At 65.6% G+C, this 23,608-nt stretch carries 25 protein-coding genes and 1 other RNA gene; 6 read left to right on the forward strand and 20 right to left on the reverse strand.

Features of this window, described 5'->3' with window-relative positions:
* Positions 1–150: 150 nt before the first annotated feature.
* Positions 151–876 carry a queuosine precursor transporter gene (locus VSR71_RS16990; RefSeq protein WP_342915015.1) on the forward strand — a complete coding sequence of 242 codons (726 nt, stop codon included), beginning with the start codon at positions 151–153 and terminating at the stop codon, positions 874–876.
* A gap of 39 nt (positions 877–915) precedes the next feature.
* Here the strand turns inward: VSR71_RS16990 and VSR71_RS16995 are convergent, their stop codons facing one another.
* The 4 genes from VSR71_RS16995 to tyrS form a co-directional block, all read right to left on the reverse strand.
* A complete protein-coding gene (locus VSR71_RS16995) occupies positions 916–1,590 on the reverse strand; it encodes a histidine phosphatase family protein (RefSeq protein WP_342915016.1) in 675 nt (224 codons plus the stop codon).
* A gap of 29 nt (positions 1,591–1,619) precedes the next feature.
* Positions 1,620–2,267, reverse strand: a complete 648-nt coding sequence (locus VSR71_RS17000) for a YbhB/YbcL family Raf kinase inhibitor-like protein (protein ID WP_342915017.1) — start codon at positions 2,265–2,267, stop codon at positions 1,620–1,622.
* A gap of 79 nt (positions 2,268–2,346) precedes the next feature.
* The gene (gene dtd / locus VSR71_RS17005; protein WP_342915018.1) at positions 2,347–2,808 is read right to left on the reverse strand and encodes a D-aminoacyl-tRNA deacylase; all 462 of its coding nucleotides are present in this window, start codon (positions 2,806–2,808) and stop codon (positions 2,347–2,349) included.
* A gap of 10 nt (positions 2,809–2,818) precedes the next feature.
* Positions 2,819–4,060 (reverse strand): tyrosine--tRNA ligase, encoded by a 1,242-nt coding sequence (gene tyrS, locus VSR71_RS17010; RefSeq protein WP_342915019.1) that lies wholly within the window; start codon positions 4,058–4,060, stop codon positions 2,819–2,821.
* Positions 4,061–4,330: 270 nt separating this feature from the next.
* On the opposite strand from tyrS, the gene VSR71_RS17015 reads away from it, so the two are divergent.
* Positions 4,331–5,725 carry a M23 family metallopeptidase gene (locus VSR71_RS17015; protein WP_342915020.1) on the forward strand — a complete coding sequence of 465 codons (1,395 nt, stop codon included), beginning with the start codon at positions 4,331–4,333 and terminating at the stop codon, positions 5,723–5,725.
* Between the two features lie 52 nt (positions 5,726–5,777).
* Entirely contained in the window at positions 5,778–6,863 is a 1,086-nt protein-coding gene (locus tag VSR71_RS17020; protein ID WP_342915071.1) for an anhydro-N-acetylmuramic acid kinase, read from the forward strand.
* Here the strand turns inward: VSR71_RS17020 and VSR71_RS17025 are convergent.
* Complete coding sequence (locus tag VSR71_RS17025; RefSeq protein WP_342915021.1) at positions 6,851–7,768, reverse strand: LysR family transcriptional regulator; 918 nt, start codon at positions 7,766–7,768, stop codon at positions 6,851–6,853. The genes VSR71_RS17020 and VSR71_RS17025 overlap by 13 nt on opposite strands.
* 89 nt (positions 7,769–7,857) lie before the next feature.
* Here VSR71_RS17025 and VSR71_RS17030 point away from each other — a divergent pair, with 89 nt between their 5' ends.
* Positions 7,858–8,667, forward strand: a complete 810-nt coding sequence (locus tag VSR71_RS17030; RefSeq protein ID WP_342915022.1) for a phytanoyl-CoA dioxygenase family protein — start codon at positions 7,858–7,860, stop codon at positions 8,665–8,667.
* A gap of 57 nt (positions 8,668–8,724) precedes the next feature.
* On the opposite strand, the gene erpA is transcribed toward VSR71_RS17030, so the two are convergent.
* The 4 genes from erpA to rplM all read right to left on the reverse strand — a co-directional run bounded on the left by erpA (position 8,725) and on the right by rplM (position 10,780).
* The gene (erpA, locus tag VSR71_RS17035) at positions 8,725–9,093 is read right to left on the reverse strand and encodes an iron-sulfur cluster insertion protein ErpA (RefSeq protein ID WP_010813904.1); all 369 of its coding nucleotides are present in this window, start codon (positions 9,091–9,093) and stop codon (positions 8,725–8,727) included.
* A 100-nt stretch (positions 9,094–9,193) separates the two neighbouring features.
* Positions 9,194–9,691 carry a polymer-forming cytoskeletal protein gene (locus tag VSR71_RS17040; protein ID WP_342915023.1) on the reverse strand — a complete coding sequence of 166 codons (498 nt, stop codon included), beginning with the start codon at positions 9,689–9,691 and terminating at the stop codon, positions 9,194–9,196.
* Between the two features lie 255 nt (positions 9,692–9,946).
* Positions 9,947–10,339, reverse strand: coding sequence for a 30S ribosomal protein S9 (rpsI, locus tag VSR71_RS17045; protein WP_018312775.1), 393 nt, complete (start codon positions 10,337–10,339; stop codon positions 9,947–9,949).
* Positions 10,340–10,351: 12 nt separating this feature from the next.
* Positions 10,352–10,780 (reverse strand): 50S ribosomal protein L13, encoded by a 429-nt coding sequence (gene rplM / locus VSR71_RS17050; protein ID WP_010813907.1) that lies wholly within the window; start codon positions 10,778–10,780, stop codon positions 10,352–10,354.
* A 731-nt stretch (positions 10,781–11,511) separates the two neighbouring features.
* On the opposite strand from rplM, the gene VSR71_RS17055 reads away from it, so the two are divergent.
* Positions 11,512–11,934 (forward strand): OsmC family protein, encoded by a 423-nt coding sequence (locus VSR71_RS17055; RefSeq protein WP_342915024.1) that lies wholly within the window; start codon positions 11,512–11,514, stop codon positions 11,932–11,934.
* A 65-nt stretch (positions 11,935–11,999) separates the two neighbouring features.
* Here the strand turns inward: VSR71_RS17055 and rnpB are convergent.
* From rnpB to VSR71_RS17080, 5 genes are all read right to left on the reverse strand, one after another.
* Positions 12,000–12,340, reverse strand: an RNA gene (rnpB, locus tag VSR71_RS17060) — RNase P RNA component class A.
* A gap of 23 nt (positions 12,341–12,363) precedes the next feature.
* A complete protein-coding gene (locus VSR71_RS17065; protein ID WP_342915025.1) occupies positions 12,364–13,212 on the reverse strand; it encodes a DUF3025 domain-containing protein in 849 nt (282 codons plus the stop codon).
* Between the two features lie 11 nt (positions 13,213–13,223).
* Entirely contained in the window at positions 13,224–14,258 is a 1,035-nt protein-coding gene (gene pyrC, locus VSR71_RS17070; RefSeq protein ID WP_342915026.1) for a dihydroorotase, read from the reverse strand.
* 49 nt (positions 14,259–14,307) lie between these two features.
* Positions 14,308–15,615 (reverse strand): glycerate kinase, encoded by a 1,308-nt coding sequence (locus tag VSR71_RS17075; RefSeq protein ID WP_342915027.1) that lies wholly within the window; start codon positions 15,613–15,615, stop codon positions 14,308–14,310.
* Positions 15,612–16,685: a tartrate dehydrogenase gene (locus tag VSR71_RS17080; RefSeq protein WP_342915028.1), complete on the reverse strand. Its 1,074-nt coding sequence runs from the start codon at positions 16,683–16,685 to the stop codon at positions 15,612–15,614. The genes VSR71_RS17075 and VSR71_RS17080 overlap by 4 nt, the downstream gene beginning before the upstream one ends.
* 145 nt (positions 16,686–16,830) lie before the next feature.
* Here VSR71_RS17080 and VSR71_RS17085 point away from each other — a divergent pair, with 145 nt between their 5' ends.
* Positions 16,831–17,661: a class II glutamine amidotransferase gene (locus VSR71_RS17085; RefSeq protein WP_209805681.1), complete on the forward strand. Its 831-nt coding sequence runs from the start codon at positions 16,831–16,833 to the stop codon at positions 17,659–17,661.
* A 78-nt stretch (positions 17,662–17,739) separates the two neighbouring features.
* On the opposite strand, the gene VSR71_RS17090 is transcribed toward VSR71_RS17085, so the two are convergent.
* From VSR71_RS17090 to VSR71_RS17115, 6 genes are all read right to left on the reverse strand, one after another.
* Positions 17,740–18,474 carry an amino acid ABC transporter ATP-binding protein gene (locus VSR71_RS17090; protein WP_063236784.1) on the reverse strand — a complete coding sequence of 245 codons (735 nt, stop codon included), beginning with the start codon at positions 18,472–18,474 and terminating at the stop codon, positions 17,740–17,742.
* On the reverse strand, positions 18,471–19,154 hold the full coding sequence (gene gltK / locus VSR71_RS17095; RefSeq protein WP_342915029.1) for a glutamate/aspartate ABC transporter permease GltK: 684 nt from the start codon (positions 19,152–19,154) through the stop codon (positions 18,471–18,473). The genes VSR71_RS17090 and gltK overlap by 4 nt, the downstream gene beginning before the upstream one ends.
* A gap of 9 nt (positions 19,155–19,163) precedes the next feature.
* On the reverse strand, positions 19,164–19,892 hold the full coding sequence (locus VSR71_RS17100; RefSeq protein ID WP_342915030.1) for an amino acid ABC transporter permease: 729 nt from the start codon (positions 19,890–19,892) through the stop codon (positions 19,164–19,166).
* Positions 19,893–19,955: 63 nt separating this feature from the next.
* The gene (locus VSR71_RS17105; protein WP_316152925.1) at positions 19,956–20,855 is read right to left on the reverse strand and encodes a glutamate/aspartate ABC transporter substrate-binding protein; all 900 of its coding nucleotides are present in this window, start codon (positions 20,853–20,855) and stop codon (positions 19,956–19,958) included.
* Between the two features lie 278 nt (positions 20,856–21,133).
* The gene (locus VSR71_RS17110) at positions 21,134–22,441 is read right to left on the reverse strand and encodes a Glu/Leu/Phe/Val dehydrogenase (protein WP_342915031.1); all 1,308 of its coding nucleotides are present in this window, start codon (positions 22,439–22,441) and stop codon (positions 21,134–21,136) included.
* Positions 22,442–22,586: 145 nt separating this feature from the next.
* A complete protein-coding gene (locus tag VSR71_RS17115) occupies positions 22,587–23,534 on the reverse strand; it encodes a LysR family transcriptional regulator (RefSeq protein ID WP_342915032.1) in 948 nt (315 codons plus the stop codon).
* Between the last annotated feature and the right edge of the window lie 74 nt (positions 23,535–23,608).

The following is a 23,608-nucleotide window of genomic DNA, read 5'->3' on the forward strand; positions in this document are numbered from 1 at the left end:
TGCGCAATTCCCGGCTTCGGCCGGGAATTTTCATTTCGGGCGGCCGCGGCAACACCTGGGCTCGCCGCCGCAGGCGCGGCAGTTTGCGGGGCCCGCTGGCATAATCGCGCGCAAAACACCGCGCGCCAGCGCGTCCGACCGGGAGCCCCCATGTCCGCCGTCCCCGCCAGCACGACCCAACCGGGCCGCGTCTACCGCTACTATGACTTCGTCATGGTGGCATTCGTTACCGTGCTGCTGTGTTCGAACCTGATCGGCGCGGCCAAGGCGGCGCAGGTGACGCTGCCCGTGATCGGCACGGTGACCTTCGGCGCCGGCGTGCTGTTCTTCCCGATTTCGTACATCTTCGGCGACGTGCTGACCGAGGTCTACGGCTACGGCCGTGACCGGCGCGTGGTCTGGGCCGGCTTTGCCGCGCTGGCGTTCGCCACCTTCATGAGCCTGGTGGTGCTGAACATGCCGGTCGCGCCGTTCATGGCGGACTACCAGAAGAGCTTGCAAGACGTGTTCGGCAACACCTGGCGCATCGCGCTAGGGTCGCTGATCGCGTTCTGCTGCGGCAGTTTCACCAACAGCTACGTGCTGGCGAAGATGAAGCTGTGGACGGGAGGGCGGTGGCTGTGGACGCGCACGATCGGCTCGACCCTGGCGGGCGAACTGGTGGATTCGTCGCTGTTCTACGTGATCGCCTTCTATGGCATCTGGCCGCTGGAAAAGGTAGTCCAGGTTGCCGTGGCGCAGTACGTGCTGAAGACCGGCTGGGAAGTCGTGATGACGCCGGTGACGTACAAGGTGGTGGGGTTCCTGAAGCGGGCGGAGAACGAGGACTACTTCGACCGGCATACCAACTTCACGCCGTTCCGCGTGAGGGTCTGAAGCCCTCTCCCGCCGGACGGGAGAGAGATACTCAAAGATTCAGGGGACCCGCCGGTCGACCTCGTCCAGCGCCAGGTTTTCCAGGTGGCTGACATCCCCCCATGCCGCCAGCGTCAGGTGCGAGCTGTCGCTGCGCAGCCGGTTGACGCTGGCATTGAGCAGCTCGTGCTGGCGCGGCGCTTCCAGCGTCATGCCGGTAGCCTCGCGGTACAGGCAGTCGAGCACGCCGCCATGTGCGACCAGCGCGATACGCTCGCCGGGGTGGCGGCGCGACAGCGCCAGCACGGCGTCGACGGTACGCTCATGGAAACCGAGCAGCGATTCGCCTTCCGGCGGCGCGTAGTCCGGCACGCGCGCCTGCCAGCGGGCGAAGTCTTCGGGCAGATCCTCGGCCACTTCGGCGTAAGTCTTGCCCTGCAGCGTGCCGTAGCTGCGCTCGCGCAGGCGCGCGTCGGGGCGAATCTGCAGCCCCAGCGCCTCGGCCAGCGGTGCCGCGGTTTCCATGGCCCGCGACAGGTCGCTGGAATACACCGCGTCGATCGGCTCGCCCGCCAGCGCGGCCGCCAGCGCGCGCGCCTGGGCGCGGCCGGTCTCGTTCAGCGGAATATCGAGCTGGCCTTGCAGCCGGCGCTCCCGGTTCCAGGCCGTTTCGCCATGGCGGATTACGATCAGGTGGGTAAAGGCCAGCGATTGCAGCCCGGGGCTTAACGACATGCCGATTCCTTCGGTTTCCTTGTAGCCGCTTACTGCGCCAGCTTGGGATTGAGCGTGTAGGTGCCGGTCAGGCTGGCCTGCGCCAGCACGTGGCCCTGGATCGCGTCGCGCACCTGCGCGCCGGTGAAGGTGCCATCCAGCGGCAGGCGGTCGATGTCCAGCGCATACAGCGTGAACACGTAGTGGTGCAGCAGCGTGTCGTTCCACGGCGGGCACGGGCCGTCATAGCCGAAGTAGTCGCCCTTCATGTCGGCATCGCCGGCGAACCAGCCGGTGTAGTCGTTGATGCCGTGGCGCAGGCCACCCGCGGTGGCGGTGCCGCCGGTGGCCTCGGGGCCCGGCTTGCCGCGCGCGATCACGCCGTCGCTGTGCGAGGCGGCGGCGATCGAGCTCAGGCCCGGCGGAATGTCGACCAGCACCCAGTGGAAAAAGTCCACGCGCGGCAGCGAGGCCGGCACTTCGCGGGCTTCCTGGTTGACGTCGTCGCCCTTGCTGGGAACATCGCGGTCGTGGCAGATCAGCACGAACGAGCGCGTCTCGGCCGGCGCGTCTTCCCAGTGCAGGTCGGGATTGCGGTTGGTCGACAAGGCCACGTGGCTGGCGGCGTCGGGCACGCAGAAAGCAAACTCGCCAGGGATCGGCGCGTTGTCGTTGAAGGACTTGCTCCAGAGTTTCATTTGTATCTCCTGTCTTGATGCCGCGCCGGGGCTCGGCAGCTTGGGATTTGTCTAGCGATCTGCAGTCTGGCGATCTGCATCAGGCCGGCGGCACCCGCAGCCAGAACGTGACCGGCCCGTCGTTGACCAGGCTGACCTGCATCATCGCGCCGAACTCGCCGGTCTGCACCTGCGGATGCTCCGCGCGCGCCTTCGCCACGAAATGTTCGTACAACCGCTTGCCGTCCTCCGGCGACGCCGCCGGCGTGAAGCTGGGCCGCGTGCCGCTGTTGGTATCGGCCGCGAGCGTGAACTGCGACACCACCAGCAGGCCGCCGGCATTGCCGTTGCCGTCCATATTCTGCACCGGCAGGTTCATCTTGCCGGCGGCATCCGGGAACACCCGGTACGACAGCATCTTGGCCAGCAGCCGCTCGGCCTGCGCCTCGGTGTCGCCGCGCTCGGCGCAGACCAGTGCCAGCAGGCCGGCGCCGATCTCGCCGGTGGTGCGGCCCTCGACCGTCACGCGGGCCTGCGCGACACGCTGGATCAGTGCGATCATGCCCGCCGCCTCAGGACAGCGTCACGCGCGCGAAGCGACGCTTGCCGACCTGCACGACGTAGGTGCCGGCGGCGACCCTGGTCGCCTTGTCGCTGACCGTGGCCCCATCGATCTTGACACCGCCCTGCTCGATATTGCGGTTGGCTTCCGAAGTCGACGGCACCAGGTTGGCCTGCTTGAGCAGTTGCGCGATGCCCAGCGGCGCACCTTCCAGGCTGACCGCCGGGATATCGTCCGGCACGCCGCCGCGCGCGCGGTGGTTGAAGTCTTCCAGCGCCTTCTCGGCATCGGACTGGCTGTGGAAGCGCGCCACGATCTCCTGCGCCAGCAGCACCTTGCAGTCGCGCGGGTTGCGGCCCGCGGCGATTTCCTGCTTCATCTGGTCGATCTCGGCAATCGGGCGGAACGACAGCAACGTGTAGTACTGCCACATCAGGTCGTCCGAGATGCTCATCAGCTTGCCGAACATGTCGTTGGGCGCCTCGGTCACGCCGACGTAGTTGCCCTTGGACTTGGACATCTTTTCCACGCCGTCCAGGCCCACCAGCAGCGGCATGGTCAGGATGCACTGCGGCTCCTGGCCGTACTCCTTCTGCAGTTCGCGGCCAACCAGCAGGTTGAACTTCTGGTCGGTGCCGCCGAGCTCCAGGTCGGACTTGAGCGCGACCGAGTCATAGCCCTGCATCAGCGGGTAGAGGAACTCATGCACCGAAATCGGAATCCCAGAGCGGAACCGCTTGGTGAAGTCGTCGCGCTCCATCATCCGTGCCACGGTGTACTTGGCGGCCAGCTGGATCATGCCGCGCGCGCCCAGCGGGTCGCACCACTCGCTGTTGTAGCGGATCTCGGTGCGGGCCGGGTCGAGCACCAGGCTGGCCTGGCGGTAGTAGGTCTGCGCGTTGGCCTCGATCTGCTCGCGCGTCAGCGGCGGGCGCGTGCTGTTGCGGCCCGACGGATCGCCGATGGTCGAGGTGAAATCGCCGATCAGGAAGATCACCTGGTGGCCGAGGTCCTGCAGCTGGCGCAGCTTGTTCAGCACCACGGTGTGGCCGATATGGATGTCGGGCGCGGTCGGATCCAGGCCCAGCTTGATACGCAGGGGCACGCCGGTGGCCTCGCTGCGCGCCAGCTTCTGCGCCCATTCGGATTCGATCAGCAGTTCGTCGCAGCCACGCTTGGAGACCTCCAGGGCGTGCAATACCGACGGCGTCAGGGGGAATTTGGCCGCGGGGCCCGTGGAAACTTCAGTCATGACGTAAGTCTTTGAAATACATGAAATTTTAGGAAAGATTCCGACAGCCGCGAACAGCGGATTTTGGTATAATCCGCCTTTCCCGGCGCCAACGGGACCCTTTCCTGTGCACCATCAGTCACCTGCCGCGGGCCTCGATCCGAATCGAGGCCGCGATCCGATGCAGATGGCCCGATAAAGTGAACAGCACACGCCGCACCTCGGGGGAGGAAGGCAAACGAGACACATCGTTCCGGCAGCGGTGCTCAGACCAAGGTTGAATTTTACGTGATGTGGTCAAGACTCCGCGAAGTTTTCGCGCGCGAGCTGGTGGTTCTTGTTGACCCAACCAACCCCCAGCATGCGCGCCGGCGCAAGCAACTCACTGCCTCGGTGGGCGCGATCTTCACGCTCGGCATGGCCGCGGCGATGGGCGTTGCACCGCGCAGCGCCTTCGATGATCCGCTCGCCCCGCGCACCGAGCAGCCCCTGCGCATGCCCGACGTGCGCGAGCAGCTCGACCTGCTGACCGACAGCCAGGCCGTGTACGTGCGCGAAGAGCGCATGCAGCGCGGGGACACCATCGGCAGCCTGCTGCGCCGTCTCGGCGTGGACGATCCCGATGCGCAGGCCTTTATCGTCAAGAACCCCACCGCGCGCGGCCTGTTCAGCCTGAGCCCGGGCCAGGCCGTGCAGGCCGAGATCGACGAAAGCAATATGCTGGTGTCGCTCCAGGCCAACCTTGGCGGCGACGCCGCGGCCTCGCGCGAACTGGTGATCGAGCGCGTACGCGCGGCCGCCGACAGCGGCACCGCCACCTACAAGGCCAAGGTCCAGCGCGTCGACAACGACGTGCACTACGAGATGGCGTCGGGCGCCATCTCGGGCTCCGGCTTCTTCAAGGCCATGGACGCGGCCAACGTGCCCGACGAGGTCGTGCAGCAGATGCTGTCGATCTTTTCCGGCGTGATCGACTTCCATCATGACATCGCCAGCGGCGACCGCTTCCGCATCATCTATGAAGCGGGCTTCCGCGACGGCACCTTCGTGCGCAATGGCCGCGTGATCGCGATCGAGCTGATCAACCGCAACCAGCTGCACCAGGCGCTGTGGTTCTCGCCGGAAGACAGCAAGGATGGCGCCGGCGCCTATTACACCTTCGACGGGCGCAGCATGAAGCGGCCGTTCCTGCGTTCGCCGGTCGAGTTCTCGCGCGTGTCGTCGGGCTTCGGCGGCCGCGAGCATCCGCTGCACCATGACTGGGCGCAGCACAAGGGCGTGGACTTCGCCGCCCCGACCGGCACCAAGGTGCTGGCTACCGGCGACGGCGTGGTCGAATTCGTCGGCCAGCAGAACGGCTACGGCAACATCGTCATCCTGAGCCATTCGAACGGCTACTCAACCTACTACGCGCACCTGTCCGGTTTCGCCGGCATGCGCCAGGGCCAGCCGGTGCGGCAAGGCCAGCTGATCGGCTATGTCGGCTCGACCGGCTGGGCCACCGGGCCGCACCTGCACTATGAGTTCCGCTTCAACGACGTGCCGCAGAACCCGCTGACCATCACGCTGATGGAATCGCCGCCGCTGAGCGGCAAGTCGCGCCAGGAATTCCAGACCTACACCAGCGGGCTGCTCAGCCGCATCAATGCGCTGCGTGCCTACAACGTGCTGACCGCTTCCAACTGACGCGCCGACCGTGACCCAGCCCGTGCCAGGCAGCGAACGCTATATCGGCATCATGTCCGGCACCAGCATGGATGGTGCCGATGCGGTGCTGGTCGATTTCAGCGGCACGCGCCCGGAGGTACTCGCCGCCGCCAGCGAACCGTTCCCCGAGGCGCTGCGCGCCGCATATGGCGCGCTGCAGCACCCGGGCGAGGACGAGATCCACCGCGAGGCACTGGCGGCCAATGCGCTGGCCGAGGTCTATGCCGCATGCGTGGCCACGCTGCTGCGCGAGTCGGGCGTAGCAGCCGCCTCGGTCGCCGCCATCGGCGCGCACGGCCAGACCATCCGTCACCGGCCCGGCCTGTACGACGGCATCGGCTACACGCGCCAGAGCCAGCATCCGGCCCGGCTGGCCGAACTCGCCGGCATCGACGTGGTCGCGGACTTCCGCAGCCGGGACGTCGCCGCCGGCGGCCAGGGCGCACCGCTGGTGCCGGCGCTGCATCATGCGCTGTTCGGCAGCGACGCCGAGACCCGTGTCGCCTGCAATATCGGCGGCATTTCCAATATCAGCATCCTGCCAGCCACCGGCGCAGTCAGCGGCTTCGACTGCGGCCCGGGCAATGCGCTGCTCGACTACTGGATCCATCGCCACCGCGGGCTGCCGTTTGACAGCAATGGCGACTGGGCGGCCAGCGGGCGCGTCGACGATGCGCTGCTGGCGCGGTGCCTGGCGGATCCCTACTTCAGCGCGCCGCCGCCCAAGAGCACCGGCCGCGACCTGTTCCATCCCGGCTGGCTGGAAATCCAACTGCAGGCTTTCGGCCACCTCGCGCCTGACGACGTGCAGGCGACGCTGGCGGCGCTGACCGCCGAGGCCATCGCGAGCGACGTGCGTACCCACGCGCGTGATGCAAGGCGCCTCGTGGTCTGCGGCGGCGGCGCCCGCAACGCCTTCGTGATGGCGCGGCTGGCGCTGGCGCTGCCTGGCGTGGCCATCGAAACTTCGGAACACTACGGCGTGCCGGTCTCGCAGGTGGAAGCCATCGCCTTTGCCTGGCTGGCACGCCAGTGCGCGCTGCGCCTGCCAGGCAATGTGCCGGCCGTGACCGGCGCTGCCGGGCAGCGCGTGCTGGGCGCGATCTATCCGCGCTGAACGGCTTCCGCTTCGGCGGCGCCCTCCTCCACATACGTCATGAATGCCTGCGCCAGCGGCGACGCCCGCATGGCCGGCGAGCACGCCAGCACCACGCGCTGCGGCGTCACCGGCTCGCGCAGCGGCAGGCAGGCGATCGGCATGCCGTCGTAGCTGTGGTCCCCGGCCGGCCGTGTGCAGGACAGCGCCACGCCGTAGCCATGCGCGACCAGTCCGCGCTGCATCTCGAAGGTCTGGGTGTACTGGTGCAGGGCCGGATGCAAGCCATGTGCCCAGAACAGCGACAGGAAGTATTCGCGTGTCTGCGGGATGTCCTCGAGGATCAGACGCTCGCCGGCAAGGTCGGCCAGGCTCACGTCAGCGCTGCGCGCCAGCGCGTGCCCCATGGGCAGCAAGGCGTAAGGTGACAGCCGGGCAAGCGTGCAGCGCTCGGTGCGGGCATCCAGCCCCAGGTCGTAGGTCAGCGCCAGTTCCGCCTTGCCGGCCTGCAACGCGCGGTGCACGGTGGCGAGATCGGCCTCGAACAGGGTCACCGAGACCCGGGGGTGCCGCTCGCGGAAGCCGGACAGCAGGCGCGGCACGAAATACGGCCCCAGGTCCTGGAAACACGTCAGTGACAACTGGCCGCTCAGGCCGCGCTCGCCCGCTTCGTCGGCGGTCAGGCCCGCGGCCAGCGCCAATATGTCGCGCGCACGGCCAAGCAGGCGCTGGCCGGCCGGCGTCAGCGCCAGGCCACGGCTGACCTGACGCCGGAACAGCGGCTCTCCCAGCGTGTCCTCCAACTGTGCGATCGCGGTCGACACAGACGGCTGCGATACATGGCGGGCGCGCGCCGCCGCGCTGATGCTGCCGTGCTCGGCGGCGGCGACAAAGTACTCGAGCTGGCGGAAAGAGAAAGGGATCATGTTTTCCTATATCACACCATAGGAAATATATGCTTTTCCTATCCATGGCGGATGCCGATACTGCGAGCATCGCTAAACGGAGCCCCGCCATGGAAATTACCCAGGAACAGATCGATACCTACCAGCGCGACGGCGTGCTGGTGCTGCGCGGCGCGTTCGCGGAGTGGGTCGAGACCCTGCGCGAAGGTTTCGCGCAGAACCTTGCCGAGCCCGGCCCTTTCGCCATCGAGAACGTACGGCCCGGCGAAGGCGGGCGTTTTTTCGAGGATTACTGCAACTGGCAGCGCATCGCGCCGTTCGATGCATTTATCCGCCAGTCCCCGGCAGCGTCCATCGCCGGCCGCATCATGCAGTCGCAGGCCGTGCAGGTGTTCCACGAACATATCCTGGTGAAGGAGCCTGGCACGACCAAGCCCACGCCGTGGCACCAGGACCTGCCTTACTACTGCGTCGACGGCACCCAGACCGCGAGCTACTGGATCCCGCTGGATCCCGTCACGCAGGCCAATACGCTGCGCGTGGTAGCCGGCTCGCATCTTTGGCCTCGGCTGGTGCGACCCAAGCGCTGGGCCAGCAACGAAAGCTTCTATGCCGGCCGCGGCGACGATGGCAGTGCGTTCATGGACATGCCGGATGTCGAGGACGGCAGCCACACGCTGCTCGCGCCCGAACTGGAGCCGGGCGATGCGGTGGTGTTCGACTTCCGCACCGTGCACGGCGCCGCGGGCAATACCGGCAACGGCCGCAGGCGCGCATTCTCGGCACGCTTTCTTGGGGACGACGTGCGCTTCCTGCAGCGGCCGGGACGTACCTCGCCCCCGTTTCCCGGCATCGGCCAGCAGACCGGCGAGCGTTTGCGCGAGGACTGGTTTCCGGTGGTCTGGCGCGCCGGCCAGTAGCCACCATCCCAAAACAAAAAACGCACCCGAAGGTGCGTTTTTTGAGGCCGGAACCGCTCAGACTGAGAACGACGAGCCGCAACCGCAGGTGGTCGAGGCATTCGGGTTCTTGATCACGAACTGGGCGCCGTTGATGTCTTCCTTGTAGTCGATCTCGGCGCCGACCAGATACTGGTAGCTCATCGAATCGATCAGCAAGGTGACGCCGTTCTTGACCATGGTGGTGTCGTCTTCGTTGACTTCCTCGTCGAAGGTGAAGCCGTACTGGAAGCCCGAGCAGCCGCCGCCCTGCACGAACACGCGCAGTTTCAGCTCGGCATTGCCCTCTTCCTCGATCAACTGCTTGACCTTGTCGGCGGCGCTGTCGGTAAAGACGAACGGTGCCGGCACGTCCTCGGTAACGGGTGCCTCTGCGACTGCGTTCATGGGGTGTTCTCCTGTTTAGATACGCCTGTATTCTAAGCGCTACTGGAAGATCGTGCCGAACCCCTTTGTTTTCAAGGGTTTCGGGCGTGTGGCAGGCCGCTCAGGCGGCCTTTTCCGTGGGACTGGCGGTGTCCGCCGGAGTTTCCTTGGCCGCCGCATCGTCGCCGGGCGGCGTTTCCGTAACTTCGGTCACCGGTCCCGCATCGACCACGTTGGGCAACGCCTTGATTTCACCGGCCGCGCCTTGTGCCAGCGGGACCAGCCGCCCTTCGACCAGCGCGCCCTGGTGCATCTCCAGCGCTGCGTAGCGCACGTCGCCCAGCACGCGGGCCTCCGGTTGCAGTTCCAGCAGGTCGCTCGCTTGCACCGGACCCTTGACTGTGCCGTTGAGCACGAGGTGACCGACGCTGATCTCGCCTTCGACCATGCCCTTCTCGCTGACCACCAGCATGCTCGGCTTGCCGGGCGCCGCGGTGACATTGCCGCGCACGCGCCCGTCCAGGCGCAGGCCGCCGGAAAACATCAGGTCGCCGTCGATGGCGGTGTCTGCGCCGATCAGCGTATCGATCGAAAGGCCCTTCTTCTTCGAAAACAACATCGCTCTCACTCCTCTCTCGTTCGTACCGGGCCGCCGGGCCCGGGGCGCGTCGCCATGGCAGACGGCTTGCCGATGGCGACAGGGCGTGATTGTATCCGCGCGCGGCACATACCCCACAAAAGTCTGGTGGTCCCAACCGCTATTTCGGCAGCCGAACATGAATCCGCAGGGAACAGGCGAAAAAAAACCGCACGGCAGGCGTGCGGTTTTTTTGGATTTCGCGGCATCCGGCTGGACCGGAACCGCGAAAACGCATCAGCGCTTCGAGAACTGCTTGCGACGACGCGCCTTGTGGAAGCCGACCTTCTTACGCTCGACTTCACGTGCATCGCGCGTGACGTAGCCAGCCTTCGACAGGGCCGACTTCAGGGTCGCATCGTAGTCGATCAGGGCACGGGTGATGCCGTGGCGCACTGCGCCGGCCTGGCCCGTTTCGCCACCGCCGGTCACGTTGACCTTGATGTCGAACGTTTCGCCGTGGGCGGTCAGTTCCAGGGGCTGGCGCACGATCATCAGCGAGGTTTCGCGAGCGAAATACTCTTTGATGGGCTTGCCGTTGACGACGATGTCGCCCTTGCCCGACTTGATGAAGACACGAGCCACAGCGCTCTTGCGGCGGCCAGTACCGTAATTCCAGTTACCGATCATGGATTGGCCTCCTTAGATTTCCAGCGCCTTGGGCTGCTGCGCTTCGTGCGGATGCTCGGCTTCGGCGTAAACCTTCAGCTTCTTGATCATCGCGTAGCCCAGCGGACCCTTCGGCAGCATGCCCTTCACAGCCTTCTCCAGGGCACGGCCCGGGAAACGCTGCTGCATCTTGCCGAACGTCGTTTCGTAGATACCGCCCGGGTAACCCGAATGGCGATAGTACTTCTTGTCCGTTTCCTTGGTACCCGTGACACGCAGCTTGGCTGCATTGACGATGATGATGTAATCACCCGTGTCGACGTGCGGAGTGAATTCCGGCTTGTGCTTGCCGCGCAGACGGCGTGCCACTTCGCTGGCGACACGGCCGAGGACTTTGTCCGTCGCGTCAATCACGTACCAGTCGCGCTTTACCTCATGAGGCTTGGCGGAAAAGGTCTTCATGATTTTTCCTGACTATTAGTTCGTGCCCGAAATCCGACTCGCGAAGGCTTGTGCTCGCCCCTGCAAGTCTTGTGGCCTGTCCTGAGACTGGCCGGATGCTGCTTCTCTTTCCCGCGGGCATGACGGAAAAGCCCACGATTATAATGGCGGCTGTCGGGGTGGCACAAGCAAAGACTGAGGTTTTCGTCAAGATCGTCGCCACGAATTGCCTGCGCGGGCAGCATGCGCCACGCCGCTGCGGTGGCGTGGGATCCGCGTCCGCGCACGGACGAAAAAAAACCCAAGCTGGTTTAGCTTGGGTTTGAATCCACCAAAGGAGGAGGGTGGAGGAGACACTTGGAGATCGACGGGGGAGCTGCGGGCGGTGCGGCTGGCGTTGCCGGGGGGCTTCGCTTTCGCACTCTGGCGCGCTGTCAGCGCCGTCGTTCAATGATTGGAATTATACATGGGGTTTTCCCGGATGCAAGGGAAATTTGTACTGCGAAATGCGATTTCGTATTACGGAAAGACATGCCACCTCCCTTCCGCGCACAAATTCCCTTTTCAAACAACATCTTAGGTGCAAAACGATGTCGTCACAGAGCCGTCACATTAGAGGAAACCCTCGGATTTCCTAAGGATATCGGCATCCCGGACCCGAACTTGACGATGCCATATACTGAGAATTGCAAGATGCGAGATCACGCGATTGTGATCGCAATACCACAAGACAAACGACAGGAACGAACAAAATGGAATGCAAAGTGACATGGATGGGTGCCGACGGCATGAGCTTCGTGGCCCAGACCGGCAGCGGCCATATCGTTGCGATGGACGGCGCCCCCGAAGGCGGCGGCCATAACCTTGCGCCGCGGCCGATGGAAATGGTGCTGGTCGGCACCGGTGGCTGCACCGCCTATGACGTGGTGCTGATCCTCAAGCGCGGCCGCCAGGACGTGCGCGGCTGCAGCGTGCAGCTGCAGGCCGAGCGCGCCAGCGAAGATCCCAAGGTCTTCACCCGCATCAACTTCCATTTTGTGGTGACCGGCAAGAATCTCAACCCCGCCACGGTCGAGCGCGCGATCAAGCTGTCGCACGAGAAGTACTGCTCGGCGTCGATCATGCTGGCCAAGACGGCCGAGATCACGCACACGATGGAAATCGTCGAAGGCTGAAAAAGCCGGATGGAAGTTTGCAGACCCGGTACGCCCGCGCGGGCGCCGGGTCATGCAGAAGACTGAAGCAAAGCAGGCCGATAAGCCGGATTCTGTGCACACCGCCCGCCTTGCGGCCAGCGGCGCGTGACAACCATTCCTCTAGGCCGGCTGTTACCAGCCGGCTCCAGCTCCCTACCCGCAGACTCAGCGGGCCGCTTCATCGCCTGCCTATTTGGGATTGCTCCAGGTGGAGGTTACCGCGTTTCACCCTTCCCGCCGGGCGAACCCGGCGGCAAGACTCGTCTCTGTGGCCCTATTCCGCACGTTGCCGTGGATGGCTGTTAGCCAACACCCTGCCCTGTGGAGTCCGGACTTTCCTCCCCCTGCACCTTGCGGTGCAGGCAGCGGTTGCCTGGCCTGCTTTGCGGGCCGCAGTCTAACACCGATTCAATCGGGTTGCCGGCGTAAATCCCGCACGCGCCCCGGCCGGAACACCGTGGTGTCGGCATAGAAATCCGGCGAGGCGTTGTCGTTACACCATCCCGGGATTCCCATGACGGGCAGCGGCGCGAAGCAACGGCCGCCGCGCAGTGTGCCGGCTGCAGCCGCCGCTTGCAGCGACAGCATCACTGCCTTATCCAGAGTATCCAGCGCGCCACCCGGCACCAGCGGCAGCGTCCAGGCATGCGCGGTCACGGCCTTGTACGGCCGCACCAGCTTTTCCAGCAGTGCATGGCCGAACGGCACGACCCTGCACGCGGCGTCCCACGCATGGCGCTGCGCGACAAAAAGCCGCTGCCAGGCAAATCCTCGCAGCGCTTCGGCATGTTCGTCGGACGCGCTCAGGAACAGCACCGCGTTTTCGTCGAACAGCGTGGCCGCGTCGCGTACGCCGCCGCGCGCGGTCCGCACGCCTTCGCGCGCGATCACCGTGGCCTGGATGTGATTGAGCACGCGCTTGGCCTGTGGGAAATGCAGCCAGACCAGCGCGTTGAAGAAATCGTGGAGATTGTCGCGCGTCGGGACTTCGCCCGTGGCGTCGATACGCGTTTCGTAGGCGCTGCCTTCGGACAAGGCCTGCTGCGGGACAAAGCGCAGCGGCAGGCCGCGCGCATTGCGCAGGTCCAGCGCGCCAGACTCGGCATTCAGCAGTGCGCGCAGGTCGGCACCGCGATGCACTGCCGCGGCCAGCGCTGCGCCGCGCGCGGCAAAGGGCTGGAACCATGGCCGGGACCAGTCGATCGCGGCCAGCGCGGCGGCGAAGGATTCGCCCGCCGCGGTTGCTCCGGCTTGCAACGCCGCAGCGGTCAGCGCGCCTTCCAGCGCAGCGTTTCGCCGCCGCGCAGCGGCACCAGCGTGGTGTCGCCGTACGGCAGTTCGGCCGGCAATTGCCAGTCTTCGCGCTCCAGCGTCAGCGTGCCGGTGTTGCGCGGCAGGCCGTAGAAGGCCGGGCCGTTGAAGCTGGCGAAGGCTTCCAGCTTGTCCAGCGCACCGGCGGCGTCGAAGGCCTCGGCGTACAGCTCCATCGCGTGCAGCGCGGTATAGCAGCCGGCGCAGCCGCAGGCGTGTTCCTTCAGGCCACGCGCGTGCGGCGCGCTGTCGGTGCCCAGGAAGAAGCGCGGATTGCCGGAGGTGGCTGCCGCGACCAGCGCCTCGCGGTGGGTTTCGCGCTTGAGCACCGGCAGGCAGTAGTAGTGCGGGCGAATGCCGCCGGTAAAGATCGCGTTGCGGTTGTACAGCAGGTGGTGGGCGGTAATCGTGGCGCCGACGGGGCCGCTGGCTTCCAGCACGTACTGGGCGGCGTCCTTGGTGGTGATGTGCTCGAACACCACTTTCAGTTCGGGCATGTCGCGGCGCAGCGGCGTCATCACCTGGTCGATGAACACGGCCTCGCGGTCGAAGATATCGATGGCCGGATCGGTGACTTCGCCGTGCACCAGCAGCGGCAGGCCTTCGCGCTGCATCGCTTCCAGCGCGGCGTAGCAGCGGCGGATATCGGTCACGCCGGCGTCGCTGTTGGTGGTGGCGCCCGCCGGGTACAGCTTGACGCCGTGCACGAAGCCGCTGGCCTTGGCCGCGGCGATTTCCTCGGGGCTGGTGTTGTCCGTCAGGTACAGCGTCATCAGCGGCTCGAACTGCATGCCGGCCGGCAGCGCCGCCAGGATGCGGGCACGGTAAGCCTGCGCCTGCTCCACCGTGGTCACGGGGGGCTTCAGGTTCGGCATGATGATCGCGCGCGCGAACTGGCGGGCGGTGTCGGGCAGTACGGCGGCCAGCGCCGCGCCGTCGCGCAGGTGCAGGTGCCAGTCGTCCGGGCGGGTGATGGTGAGCTTCTGGGTCATGGCTTGCGTGGGCCCGCCGCGGAGGACGGCAGCGGGCGCTTTTTCAGGATCAGAGAATCAGGATGGCGCGGTAATCGTTCACGTTGGTGCGCGTGGGTCCGGTGACAACCAGGTCGCCGATGGCGTCGAACAGGCCCCAGGCGTCGTGCACGTCGAGCTGGCGCTGGCCCGGCAGGCCGGCGGCTTCGGCGCGCGCCAGCGTGGTCGGGTCGGCCAGCGCGCCGGCGTTGTCTTCCGAGCCATCGATGCCGTCGGTGTCGGCCGCGATCGCGTGCACGCCGGGCATGCCTGCCAGTTCGACCGCCAGCGACAGCAGAAACTCCGAGCAGCGCCCGCCGCGCGCCTTGCCCGCGCCGCCGCCGGCCGGCAAAGTGACCGTGCACTCACCTCCGGAAATTAGCGCCACGGGCGTGGCGAACGGCGCATTGTACGCGCGAATCTCGCGCACCAGCGCGGCATAAACCCGCGCCACTTCGCGCGCCTCGCCCGTTACCGTGTCACCCAGTACCACCGGCGTGATGCCGCGTGCGCGGAACAGCGCCGCGGCGGCTTCCAGGCTGCCGTGGGCGGTCGCGATCATGATGTTGTCGACCCGGTCGAACAAGGGATCGCCAGGCTTGGGCGTCTCGGCCACCTCGCCGCGCGCGCCGCGTTCCAGGTGCGACTGCACGCTGGCCGGCACTTGCGCGCCATAGCGGCGCAGGATCTGCAGCGCGTCGTCGAAGGTGCTGGGGTCGGCCACGGTCGGGCCCGAGGCGATCGCGCTGGGATCGTCGCCGGCCACGTCGGAGACGATCAGCGTGGTCACCGGCGCCTGGCTCGCCTGCGCCAGCCGGCCGCCCTGGATGCGCGAGATGTGCTTGCGCACGAAGTTCATGTCGGTGATCGGCGCGCCACAGCGCAGCAATTCCCTGGTGGTCGCCTTCAGGTCGGCCATCGGAATGCCCTCGGCCGGCAGCGACAGCAGGCTCGAACCCCCGCCCGAGACCAGCACCAGCAGCCGGTCCTGCGGCGTCAGCGATTGCACCGCGGCCAGGATCTCCGCCGCGGCCTGCTCGCCCGACTCGTCCGGCACCGGGTGGCCGGCCTCGATCACGCGGATATGGTCGGTCGGCATGCCGTGCGCGTAGCGCGTGACCACCAGCCCTTCCAGCGTAGCCTTGCCTGCGTAGGCGCGCTCGACTGCCGCGGCCATCGATGCGGCGGCCTTGCCGGCGCCCACCACCAGCGTGCGGCCACCGGCGTGCGGCGGCGGCAGGTGCTGCGCGACGATCTGCAGCGGATCGGCCGCCGCCACGGCGGCGTGGAAGGTCTCGAGCAGCAGTGCGCGGGCGTCCCCCGCGAACGCGGCGCTCACAGCGCCTCCGCGATGGCGCGGCCCAGGTCGGCGGTACCGGCCTTGCCGCCGATATCGCGCGTCAGCGGCGCATGCTCCGGCCCGGCGGCCAGCACCTTCTCGATCGCGCCCAGCACGGCGGCGCCGGCCTCGTCATGGCCCAGGTGTTCCAGCATCATGGCACCGCACCAGATCTGGCCGATCGGGTTGGCCACGCCGCGCCCGGCGATGTCCGGGGCCGAGCCGTGCACCGGCTCGAACAGGCTTGGGAAGGTCCGGTCCGGGTTGATATTGCCCGACGGCGCAATGCCGATGGTGCCGGTGCAGGCCGGCCCCAGGTCGGACAGGATGTCGCCGAACAGGTTGCTGGCGACCACCACGTCGAACCAGTCCGGATGCTGGACGAAATGGGCGGTCAGGATGTCGATGTGGTATTTGTCGACCTTCAGGCCGGGGTAATTCGCGGCCATTGCCTCGACTCGCTCGTCCCAGTACGGCATCGTGATCGAGATGCCGTTGGACTTGGTAGCCGACGTCACGTGCTTCTTGGGCCGCTTCTGAGCCAGCTCGAAGGCAAACTTGAGGATCCGGTCGACGCCGGTGCGGCTCATCACCGTTTCCTGCACCACGATCTCGCGGTCGGTGCCCGGGAACATGCGGCCGCCAATGCTGGAGTACTCGCCCTCGGTGTTCTCGCGCACCACATAGAAATCGATGTCGCCGGGCTGGCGGCCCGCCAGCGGGCTCCTGATGCCTGGCATCAGCCGCACCGGGCGCAGGTTGACGTACTGGTCGAAGGAACGGCGGAACTGCAGCAGCGAACCCCACAGGGAGACGTGGTCGGGCACCGTATCGGGCCAGCCGACCGCGCCAAAGTAGATGGCGTCGTACTTGACCAGCGTGTCGAACCAGTCGTCAGGCAGCATCTTGCCGTGGCGGGCGTAGTAGTCGCAGCTGGAAAAATCGAAGTGATCCCACTGGAAATCGATGCCGAAGCGGCGCGCCGCGGCGTCCATCACGCGTATGCCCTCGGGCATGACTTCCGTGCCGATTCCGTCTCCGGGAATCACGGCAATCTTGTATTGGCTCATCGTTCTCGGGATTGCTAGCAGGTATGGTGGCGCCGTTGGCACCGCGCTGGAGCGCCCGCGGGTTGCTTGGCAGCGGCCCGGGCGCGCGGGATAATGTCTGCATTCTATTGCAAAGCGGCAGCCCGCTGCCGACCGGTGCCCCGATATGTGCCAGTTGCTAGGCATGAACTGCGCCACGCCGACCGACGTGACGTTCTCCTTCACCGGCTTCGCTGCCCGCGGCGGCGTGACCGACCACCACGCCGACGGCTTCGGCGTCGCCTTCTTTGAAGACAAGGCCTGCCGCCTGTTCATCGACAACCAGTCCGCCGGCACCTCGCCCGTGGCCGACCTGATCAAGCGCTACCCGATCAAGTCCAAGAACGTCATCTCGCATATCCGCAAGGCGACGCAGGGCACGGTGCTGCTGGAGAACTGCCACCCGTTCATGCGCGAACTGTGGGGCCGGCACTGGATCTTTGCCCACAACGGCGACCTGCTGAATTTCTCGCCGTTCCTGTCGGGCGTGTACCAGCCGGTGGGCGATACCGACAGCGAACTGGCCTTCTGCACGCTGATGCAAGGCCTGCGCAAGCGCTTTCCGGGGTCGCAACCGCCGCTGAATGAACTGGGCCATGCGCTGGCCGATATCACACGCGATATCACGCTGCATGGCGTGTTCAACTACCTGCTGAGCAACGGCCAGGCCCTGTTTGCCCACTGCTCCACCCGCCTGTACTACATCGTGCGGGAGTGGCCGTTCTCGACCGCGCACCTGATCGACGCGGACTTGTCGATCGACTTTGCCCAGGTGACCACGCCGGACGACCGCGTTGCCGTGATCGCCACCGCCCCGCTGACCGACAACGAAACCTGGACCCAGTTCGCCCCGGGCGAGCTGATCATGTTCGAGCACGGGCGTCCGGTGATGACGCTGACCGTGCCGATCCCGCCCGAAGTCCAGGCCAAGAACGCCGCCAATACGGCGTGTACCTGAGCGGCCTGCACCTGAGCCATCCGGCATAAAGGAAAAAGGGACGCCGAGGCGTCCCTTTTCATATGGCTGGCAGTCCGTTCAGTGATGCAGGATCTTCGACAGGAACTGCCTGGCGCGCTCCGAGCGGTGCTCGATATCGCCGAAGAACTCTTCCTTGTCGGCATCCTCGACGATCTTGCCCTGGTCCATGAAGATCACGCGGTTGGCGACCTTGCGCGCGAAGCCCATTTCGTGGGTCACGCACATCATGGTCATGCCTTCCTGCGCCAGTTGCACCATCACGTCCAGCACTTCGTTGACCATTTCCGGGTCCAGCGCGGAGGTCGGCTCGTCGAACAGCATGCAGATCGGGTCCATCGACAGCGCGCGCGCGATCGCCACGCGCTGCTGCTGGCCGCCCGACAGCTGGCCGGGGTACTTCTCCGCCTGGCTCTTCAGGCCCACGCGCTCCAGGTATTTCATGCCCTTGGCCATCGCCTCGTCCTTCGAACGGCCGAGCACCTTCATCTGCGCGATGGTCAGGTTTTCGGTGATCGACAGGTGCGGGAACAGCTCGAAGTTCTGGAACACCATGCCCACGCGCGAACGCAGCTTGGGCAGGTTGGTCTTGGGATTGCCCACCGAGGTGCCGTCGACCAGGATGTCGCCCTTCTGGAACGGCTCCAGCGCGTTGACGGTCTTGATCAGCGTGGACTTGCCCGAACCCGACGGTCCGCACACCACCACCACTTCACCCTTGGCAACCTTGGTGGTGCAGTCGGTCAGCACCTGGAAGGAGCCGTACCACTTGGAAACATTGTTGATTTCGATCATACAGCCACCTTTTTCTGGTAACGCTTGACCAGCAGCGAAGCGGAGAAACAAATGATGAAGTACACCAGGCCGGCGAACAGCAGCAACTCGACGATACGCCCGTCGCGCTCGCCGATGCCGTAGGCCTGGCCGAAGAAGTCAGCCAGCGCGCTCACGTACACCAGCGACGTATCCTGGAACAGGATGATGCCCTGGGTCAGCAGCAGCGGCACCATGTTGCGGAACGCCTGCGGCAAAATCACCAGCCGCATCGACTGCCCGTAGGTCATGCCCAGCGCCTGCGCCGCGAACATCTGCCCGCGCGACACGCTCTGGATCCCCGCGCGGATGATCTCGGAGTAGTACGCCGCCTCGAACAGCGCGAACGCCACCAGCGCCGAGGTCATGCGCAGGTCGGTCGCGGGCGACAGGTTGAAGATCCCCTGCAGCACCTGCGGAATGATCAGGAAGAACCACAACAGCACCATCACCAGCGGGATGGAGCGGAAGATAGTCACGTACCCCTGCGCGAACCAGTTCAGCAGCTTGTACGACGACAGCCGCATCATCGCCAGGATGGTGCCCCAGATGATGCCGACCACCACCGCGGTGACGGTGATCTTGAGCGAGACCATCATGCCCTCGCCCAGCACGTGCAGCGTGCTGGGGTTGATCGAGGTGAAATCGAAGGAATATGCCATGGCGCCCCCTTACTTGCCGCCGATGAAGCCGGGCACGCGCGTGCGGGCCTCGACCCAGCGCATCAGCAGCATCACCGTGACGTTGATCAGCGCGTACATCAGCGTGACCGCGATGAACGATTCGTACGGACGCGCGGTGTAGTCCACCAGCTGGCGCCCCTGCGCGGCCAGTTCCAGCAGGCCGATGGTCGACGCCACCGCCGAATTCTTGAAGATGTTCAGGAATTCGGAAGTCAGCGGCGGCACGATCACGCGGAACGCCATCGGCAGCAGCACGTGGCGATACGTCTGCGGCAGCGTGAAGCCCATCGCCAGGCCCGCGTTCTTCTGCCCGCGCGCCAGCGAGTTGATGCCCGAGCGCACCTGCTCGCAGACCCGCGCGGCCGTGAAGGTGCCCAGGCACAGCATGGCGGCCAGGAACTGCTGCGCGAACGGGTTCATCTGCTTGATCGCCTCGCCGCCGGGCAGCAGCTCGGGCATGACGAAATACCAGATGAAGAGCTGCACCAGCAGCGGGATGTTGCGGAAGATCTCGACGTAGGTGGCGGCGAAACCCGACAGCCACTTGTTGGGCACCGTGCGCAGCACGCCGAGCACCGACCCGATGACCAGGGCAATGACCCAGGACGAAAGTCCCAGCGCGAGCGTGACCTTCAGGCCGGAGATCATCCAGTCCAGGTAGGTCTCGTTCTGGGCGGCCTGTTCGAGGAAGACTCCCCAATGCCAGTTGTAGTTCATGTTGCGTCCTCAAAAAGAAACGGAAGGACATGCCTTCCGTTTCGCACTGCTGTCCTGGTCAGATCAGTCCAGCGCCTTGTCGTTCGGCGCCTTGATCAGGGCCTTCATGTCATCGGACAGCGGGAAGTCCAGGTTCAGCCCCTTGGGCGGAACCGGTTGCATGAACCACTTGGTGTACAGCGTGTTGACCGAACCGTCCTTCATCATGCCGGAGATCACGGTGTCGGACAGCTTCTTGAACTGCGGGTCGTCCTTGCGGATCATGCAGCCATACGACTCGCGCGACTGGGCCTTGCCCACCACGATCCAGTCGGCCGGGCTCTTGGCCTTGGCGCGCTCGCCGTACAGCAGCGCGTCGTCCATCATGAACGCCACCGCGCGGCCCGATTCCAGCGTCAGGAACGACTGGCCATGATCCTTGGTGCTGATGATGTTCAGGCCCAGCTTCTGGTCGTCGTTCATCTTGCGCAGCAGGCGCTCCGACGTGGTGCCGGCGGTGGTGACGACGTTCTTGCCCTTCAGGTCGGCCCAGTCCTTGATGCCGGCATCCTTCTTCACCATGATGCGCGTGCCGATGATGAAGATGGAGTTGGTGAAGGCGACCTGCTTCTGGCGTTCCAGGTTATTGGTGGTCGAACCGCACTCCATGTCGATGGTGCCGTTCTGCAGCAGGGGGATGCGGTTCTGCGAGGTGATCGGGATTTCCTTGACCTGCAGATTCGGCAGCTTGAGCTGGTCCTTGATGGCTTCCACGATCTTCATGTTGATATCGTAGGAATAGCCGACCTGGCGCACGCCGCCCAGGTTGTAATTGAACGGAATCGACGACTCGCGCACGCCCAGCGTAATCACGCCGGTGTCCTTGATCTTCTTCAGCGTGCCCGTCAGTTGTTCAGCCGCCTGAGCCGTTCCGCACATCACGCCGGCGGCAATCATCAGGGAAGCCAACTTGGCAAAATTCATAACATCTCCTTGACCATAGAAGAGAAAGCGGGATTCTAGAGACAAAACCCCCTCTGGTGAAACAGTATTGCGCAGCATCCGTCGCAATACAACTGGGTTTTCTCCTAGAACCCTTATTCAGGGCAATCGATGCGCACGTCGTCCGGAAACGACAACGCGGTCTCCGGCGCTAGCCGGAGACCGCGTCTGGCGGTCATGAATCTGGAGTACCGGTTCGGATATTGCATTGCACCATACCAGTGCCACGCGCCTCGTTCCGGTTCATCCGTTCCCTGCGATCAGGGATACAGGCCGCGCATTTCGCGCGCCTGCAGAATCCGCGAGCAGGCCACGATAAATGCGGCGGTCCGCAGCGTTACCTTGTTGTCCTGCGCCACCTGCCAGATTGCGCGGAACGCCTCCTGCATGATTCGTACCAGACGCTGGTTGATTTCTTCCTCGGTCCAGAAGAACGACGAGAAATCCTGCACCCATTCGAAGTAGGAAACGGTTACGCCGCCGGCGTTGGCGATCACGTCCGGCGCCACCAGGATATTCCGCTCGCGCAGGATATCGTCGGCTTCCGGGGTGGTCGGGCCGTTGGCGCCCTCGATCACCAGGCGGGCCTTGATCACCGGCGCGTTCCTGGCCGTGATCTGGCCTTCCAGCGCTGCCGGGATCAGGATGTCGCAGTCGACTTCCCAGAACTGCTCGGTGCGCAGGACTTCGCCGCGGAAGCCCTCGATGGTGCCGCTGTGCGCGGCGTATTCCATCATCGCCGGCACGTCCAGGCCAGCCGGGTCGAACAGCGTGGTGCGGTGGTCCTGCACGGCCACGACCTTGGCGCCGGCCTCATGGAACAGCTTGGCCGCCACGGCGCCCACGTTGCCGAAGCCCTGCACGGCGACGCTCGCGCCCTTGATTTCCAGGCCGATATTGCGCGCAGCCTCCGAACCCACCACGAACACGCCGCGGCCGGTCGCCTCGTGGCGGCCCAGCGAGCCGCCCAGCGAGATCGGCTTGCCGGTCACCACGCCGGTGGAGGTGCTGCCCGAGTTCATCGAGTAGGTGTCCATCATCCATGCCATCACCTGGGCGTTGGTGTTGACGTCAGGCGCCGGGATGTCCTTGCTCGGCCCGATGATGATGTTGATTTCACTGGTGTAGCGGCGCGTCAGGCGCTCCAGCTCGGCGTGCGACAGCGTGCGCGGGTCGACGCGGATGCCGCCCTTGGCACCGCCGTAGGGCACGTTCACCGCGGCGTTCTTCACCGACATCCATGCCGACAGCGCCATCACTTCCGACAGCGTCACGTCCTGGTGGAAACGCACGCCGCCCTTGCCCGGGCCGCGCGACAGGTTGTGCTGCACGCGATAGCCCTCGAAGTGGGCGATGGTGCCGTTGTCCAGCTCGATGGGAACGTCGACGACCAGCGCGCGCTTGGGGCGCTTCAGGGTCTCGACCCAGCGTGCCAGCGAACCCAGGTAGGGCGTGACACGATCGACTTGCTGCAGGTAGATGCCCCAGGGGCCGAGGTTGTCGGCGTTGAGGTAGGACGGAAGTGCGTGCTTTTGGCCAGCAATGTTGGTCGGTGCTGCGGAGGACATCGGTTGGTTCCGGGGTGGAGGATGGCCGCAAGCTTAGGCTTGGCGGCCTGCCGGAATCCAATGCCGTTTGCTCATCCGGTTATGCAAGATGCGCATAACGTTTGACGGTGACCTGTCAACGATCTGATTTGCTGTTCAGCACGCGTCAGGCTTCCAGCAGGGTCGACCACACCTGGTCCACCAGCTGCCGCTTGCGCCGTGCCCCCGCGCCACGCCGCTCGCCGCCGTTCTCCCCGGGCTTCTCGCGATACAGGCGGATCTCCATGTCGATCGACAACGGCAGCCCGCGCGCCGACTCCGCCCGCACCAGCTTGCCCTGCGCCACCTCCTCGCGCACCGCGCTCTCCGGCAGGAACGCCATGCCGTGGCCGGACAGCGCCATGACCTTGAGCGCCTCGGCCATGTCGGTCTCGTAGCATTTGTCGAGCTTGAGCGCTTCGGCGGTATCCGACAGCAGCAGGTCGACCATGCGGCCGAGGAAGGCATTGGGGGTGTAGCTCAGGAACGGCACCGGCTTCTTGTCGGTGCCGGGCAGCCGGAACTGCGGCTTGCCGGCGGCGTCCGGCACGCTGTACGGCGACAGCCGCTCGGTACCAAGCACCAGCATGTCGTACCGCGCCGGATCGAGCTGGATAGCCTGGCGCGCGTGGTGGTAGACCATCACCAGGTCGCAGCCGCCCTCGACCAGCATCAGCACCGCATCATGGACGTTGAGCGCGCGCAGCCGGCACGGCAGCGTGCCGATCTTGCCTTCCAGCACCTTGAGCCATTCCGGGAAGAACGTCAGCGACAGCGTATGCGGCACCGCGAACTCCAGCACCTGCGCGTTGGCCGAGCGCTGCCCGCGCATCAGCGCGCGGGTCTCGCTGACCTGCGCCAGCATGGCCAGCGCCTGCTCGTAGAACACCTTGCCGGCCGCCGTCAGGCTGGTGGGATAGCTGGAGCGGTCGATCAGCTCGGTCCCGACCCACGCCTCCAGCGACTGGATGCGCCGGGAGAAAGCGGGCTGCGTCACGTGGCGCAGTTCGGCCGAGCGCGAGAAGCTGTGCGTCTCGGCCAGGCTGACGAAGTCTTCAAGCCATTTGATTTCCATGACGCAGGATTATCCACCCTCGGCATGGGCGCCGTCACGTGGCTGCGCCGGCCTGCCGCTGGCGCAGCAAAGGG

This window comes from Cupriavidus oxalaticus, assembly GCF_038900635.1.
GTDB classification, from domain to species: Bacteria; Pseudomonadota; Gammaproteobacteria; order Burkholderiales; family Burkholderiaceae; genus Cupriavidus; species Cupriavidus oxalaticus_B.

Coding starts and splice junctions, on each gene's coding strand:
- erpA (WP_010813904.1), bottom strand. CDS start 9,093: ATGAACGCAGTCGCAGAGGCACCCGTTACCGAGGACGTGCCGGCACCG.
- gltK (WP_342915029.1), bottom strand. CDS start 19,154: ATGGCATATTCCTTCGATTTCACCTCGATCAACCCCAGCACGCTGCAC.
- VSR71_RS17105 (WP_316152925.1), bottom strand. CDS start 20,855: ATGAATTTTGCCAAGTTGGCTTCCCTGATGATTGCCGCCGGCGTGATG.
- VSR71_RS17115 (WP_342915032.1), bottom strand. CDS start 23,534: ATGGAAATCAAATGGCTTGAAGACTTCGTCAGCCTGGCCGAGACGCAC.
- pyrC (WP_342915026.1), bottom strand. CDS start 14,258: ATGACCCAGAAGCTCACCATCACCCGCCCGGACGACTGGCACCTGCAC.
- VSR71_RS17030 (WP_342915022.1), top strand. CDS start 7,858: ATGGAAATTACCCAGGAACAGATCGATACCTACCAGCGCGACGGCGTG.
- VSR71_RS17080 (WP_342915028.1), bottom strand. CDS start 16,685: ATGAGCCAATACAAGATTGCCGTGATTCCCGGAGACGGAATCGGCACG.
- VSR71_RS17090 (WP_063236784.1), bottom strand. CDS start 18,474: ATGATCGAAATCAACAATGTTTCCAAGTGGTACGGCTCCTTCCAGGTG.
- VSR71_RS17055 (WP_342915024.1), top strand. CDS start 11,512: ATGGAATGCAAAGTGACATGGATGGGTGCCGACGGCATGAGCTTCGTG.
- VSR71_RS17025 (WP_342915021.1), bottom strand. CDS start 7,768: ATGATCCCTTTCTCTTTCCGCCAGCTCGAGTACTTTGTCGCCGCCGCC.
- VSR71_RS17085 (WP_209805681.1), top strand. CDS start 16,831: ATGTGCCAGTTGCTAGGCATGAACTGCGCCACGCCGACCGACGTGACG.
- VSR71_RS17015 (WP_342915020.1), top strand. CDS start 4,331: ATGTGGTCAAGACTCCGCGAAGTTTTCGCGCGCGAGCTGGTGGTTCTT.
- tyrS (WP_342915019.1), bottom strand. CDS start 4,060: ATGACTGAAGTTTCCACGGGCCCCGCGGCCAAATTCCCCCTGACGCCG.
- rpsI (WP_018312775.1), bottom strand. CDS start 10,339: ATGATCGGTAACTGGAATTACGGTACTGGCCGCCGCAAGAGCGCTGTG.
- VSR71_RS16995 (WP_342915016.1), bottom strand. CDS start 1,590: ATGTCGTTAAGCCCCGGGCTGCAATCGCTGGCCTTTACCCACCTGATC.
- VSR71_RS17100 (WP_342915030.1), bottom strand. CDS start 19,892: ATGAACTACAACTGGCATTGGGGAGTCTTCCTCGAACAGGCCGCCCAG.
- dtd (WP_342915018.1), bottom strand. CDS start 2,808: ATGATCGCACTGATCCAGCGTGTCGCGCAGGCCCGCGTGACGGTCGAG.
- VSR71_RS16990 (WP_342915015.1), top strand. CDS start 151: ATGTCCGCCGTCCCCGCCAGCACGACCCAACCGGGCCGCGTCTACCGC.
- VSR71_RS17110 (WP_342915031.1), bottom strand. CDS start 22,441: ATGTCCTCCGCAGCACCGACCAACATTGCTGGCCAAAAGCACGCACTT.
- VSR71_RS17000 (WP_342915017.1), bottom strand. CDS start 2,267: ATGAAACTCTGGAGCAAGTCCTTCAACGACAACGCGCCGATCCCTGGC.
- VSR71_RS17040 (WP_342915023.1), bottom strand. CDS start 9,691: ATGTTGTTTTCGAAGAAGAAGGGCCTTTCGATCGATACGCTGATCGGC.
- VSR71_RS17020 (WP_342915071.1), top strand. CDS start 5,778: ATGTCCGGCACCAGCATGGATGGTGCCGATGCGGTGCTGGTCGATTTC.
- rplM (WP_010813907.1), bottom strand. CDS start 10,780: ATGAAGACCTTTTCCGCCAAGCCTCATGAGGTAAAGCGCGACTGGTAC.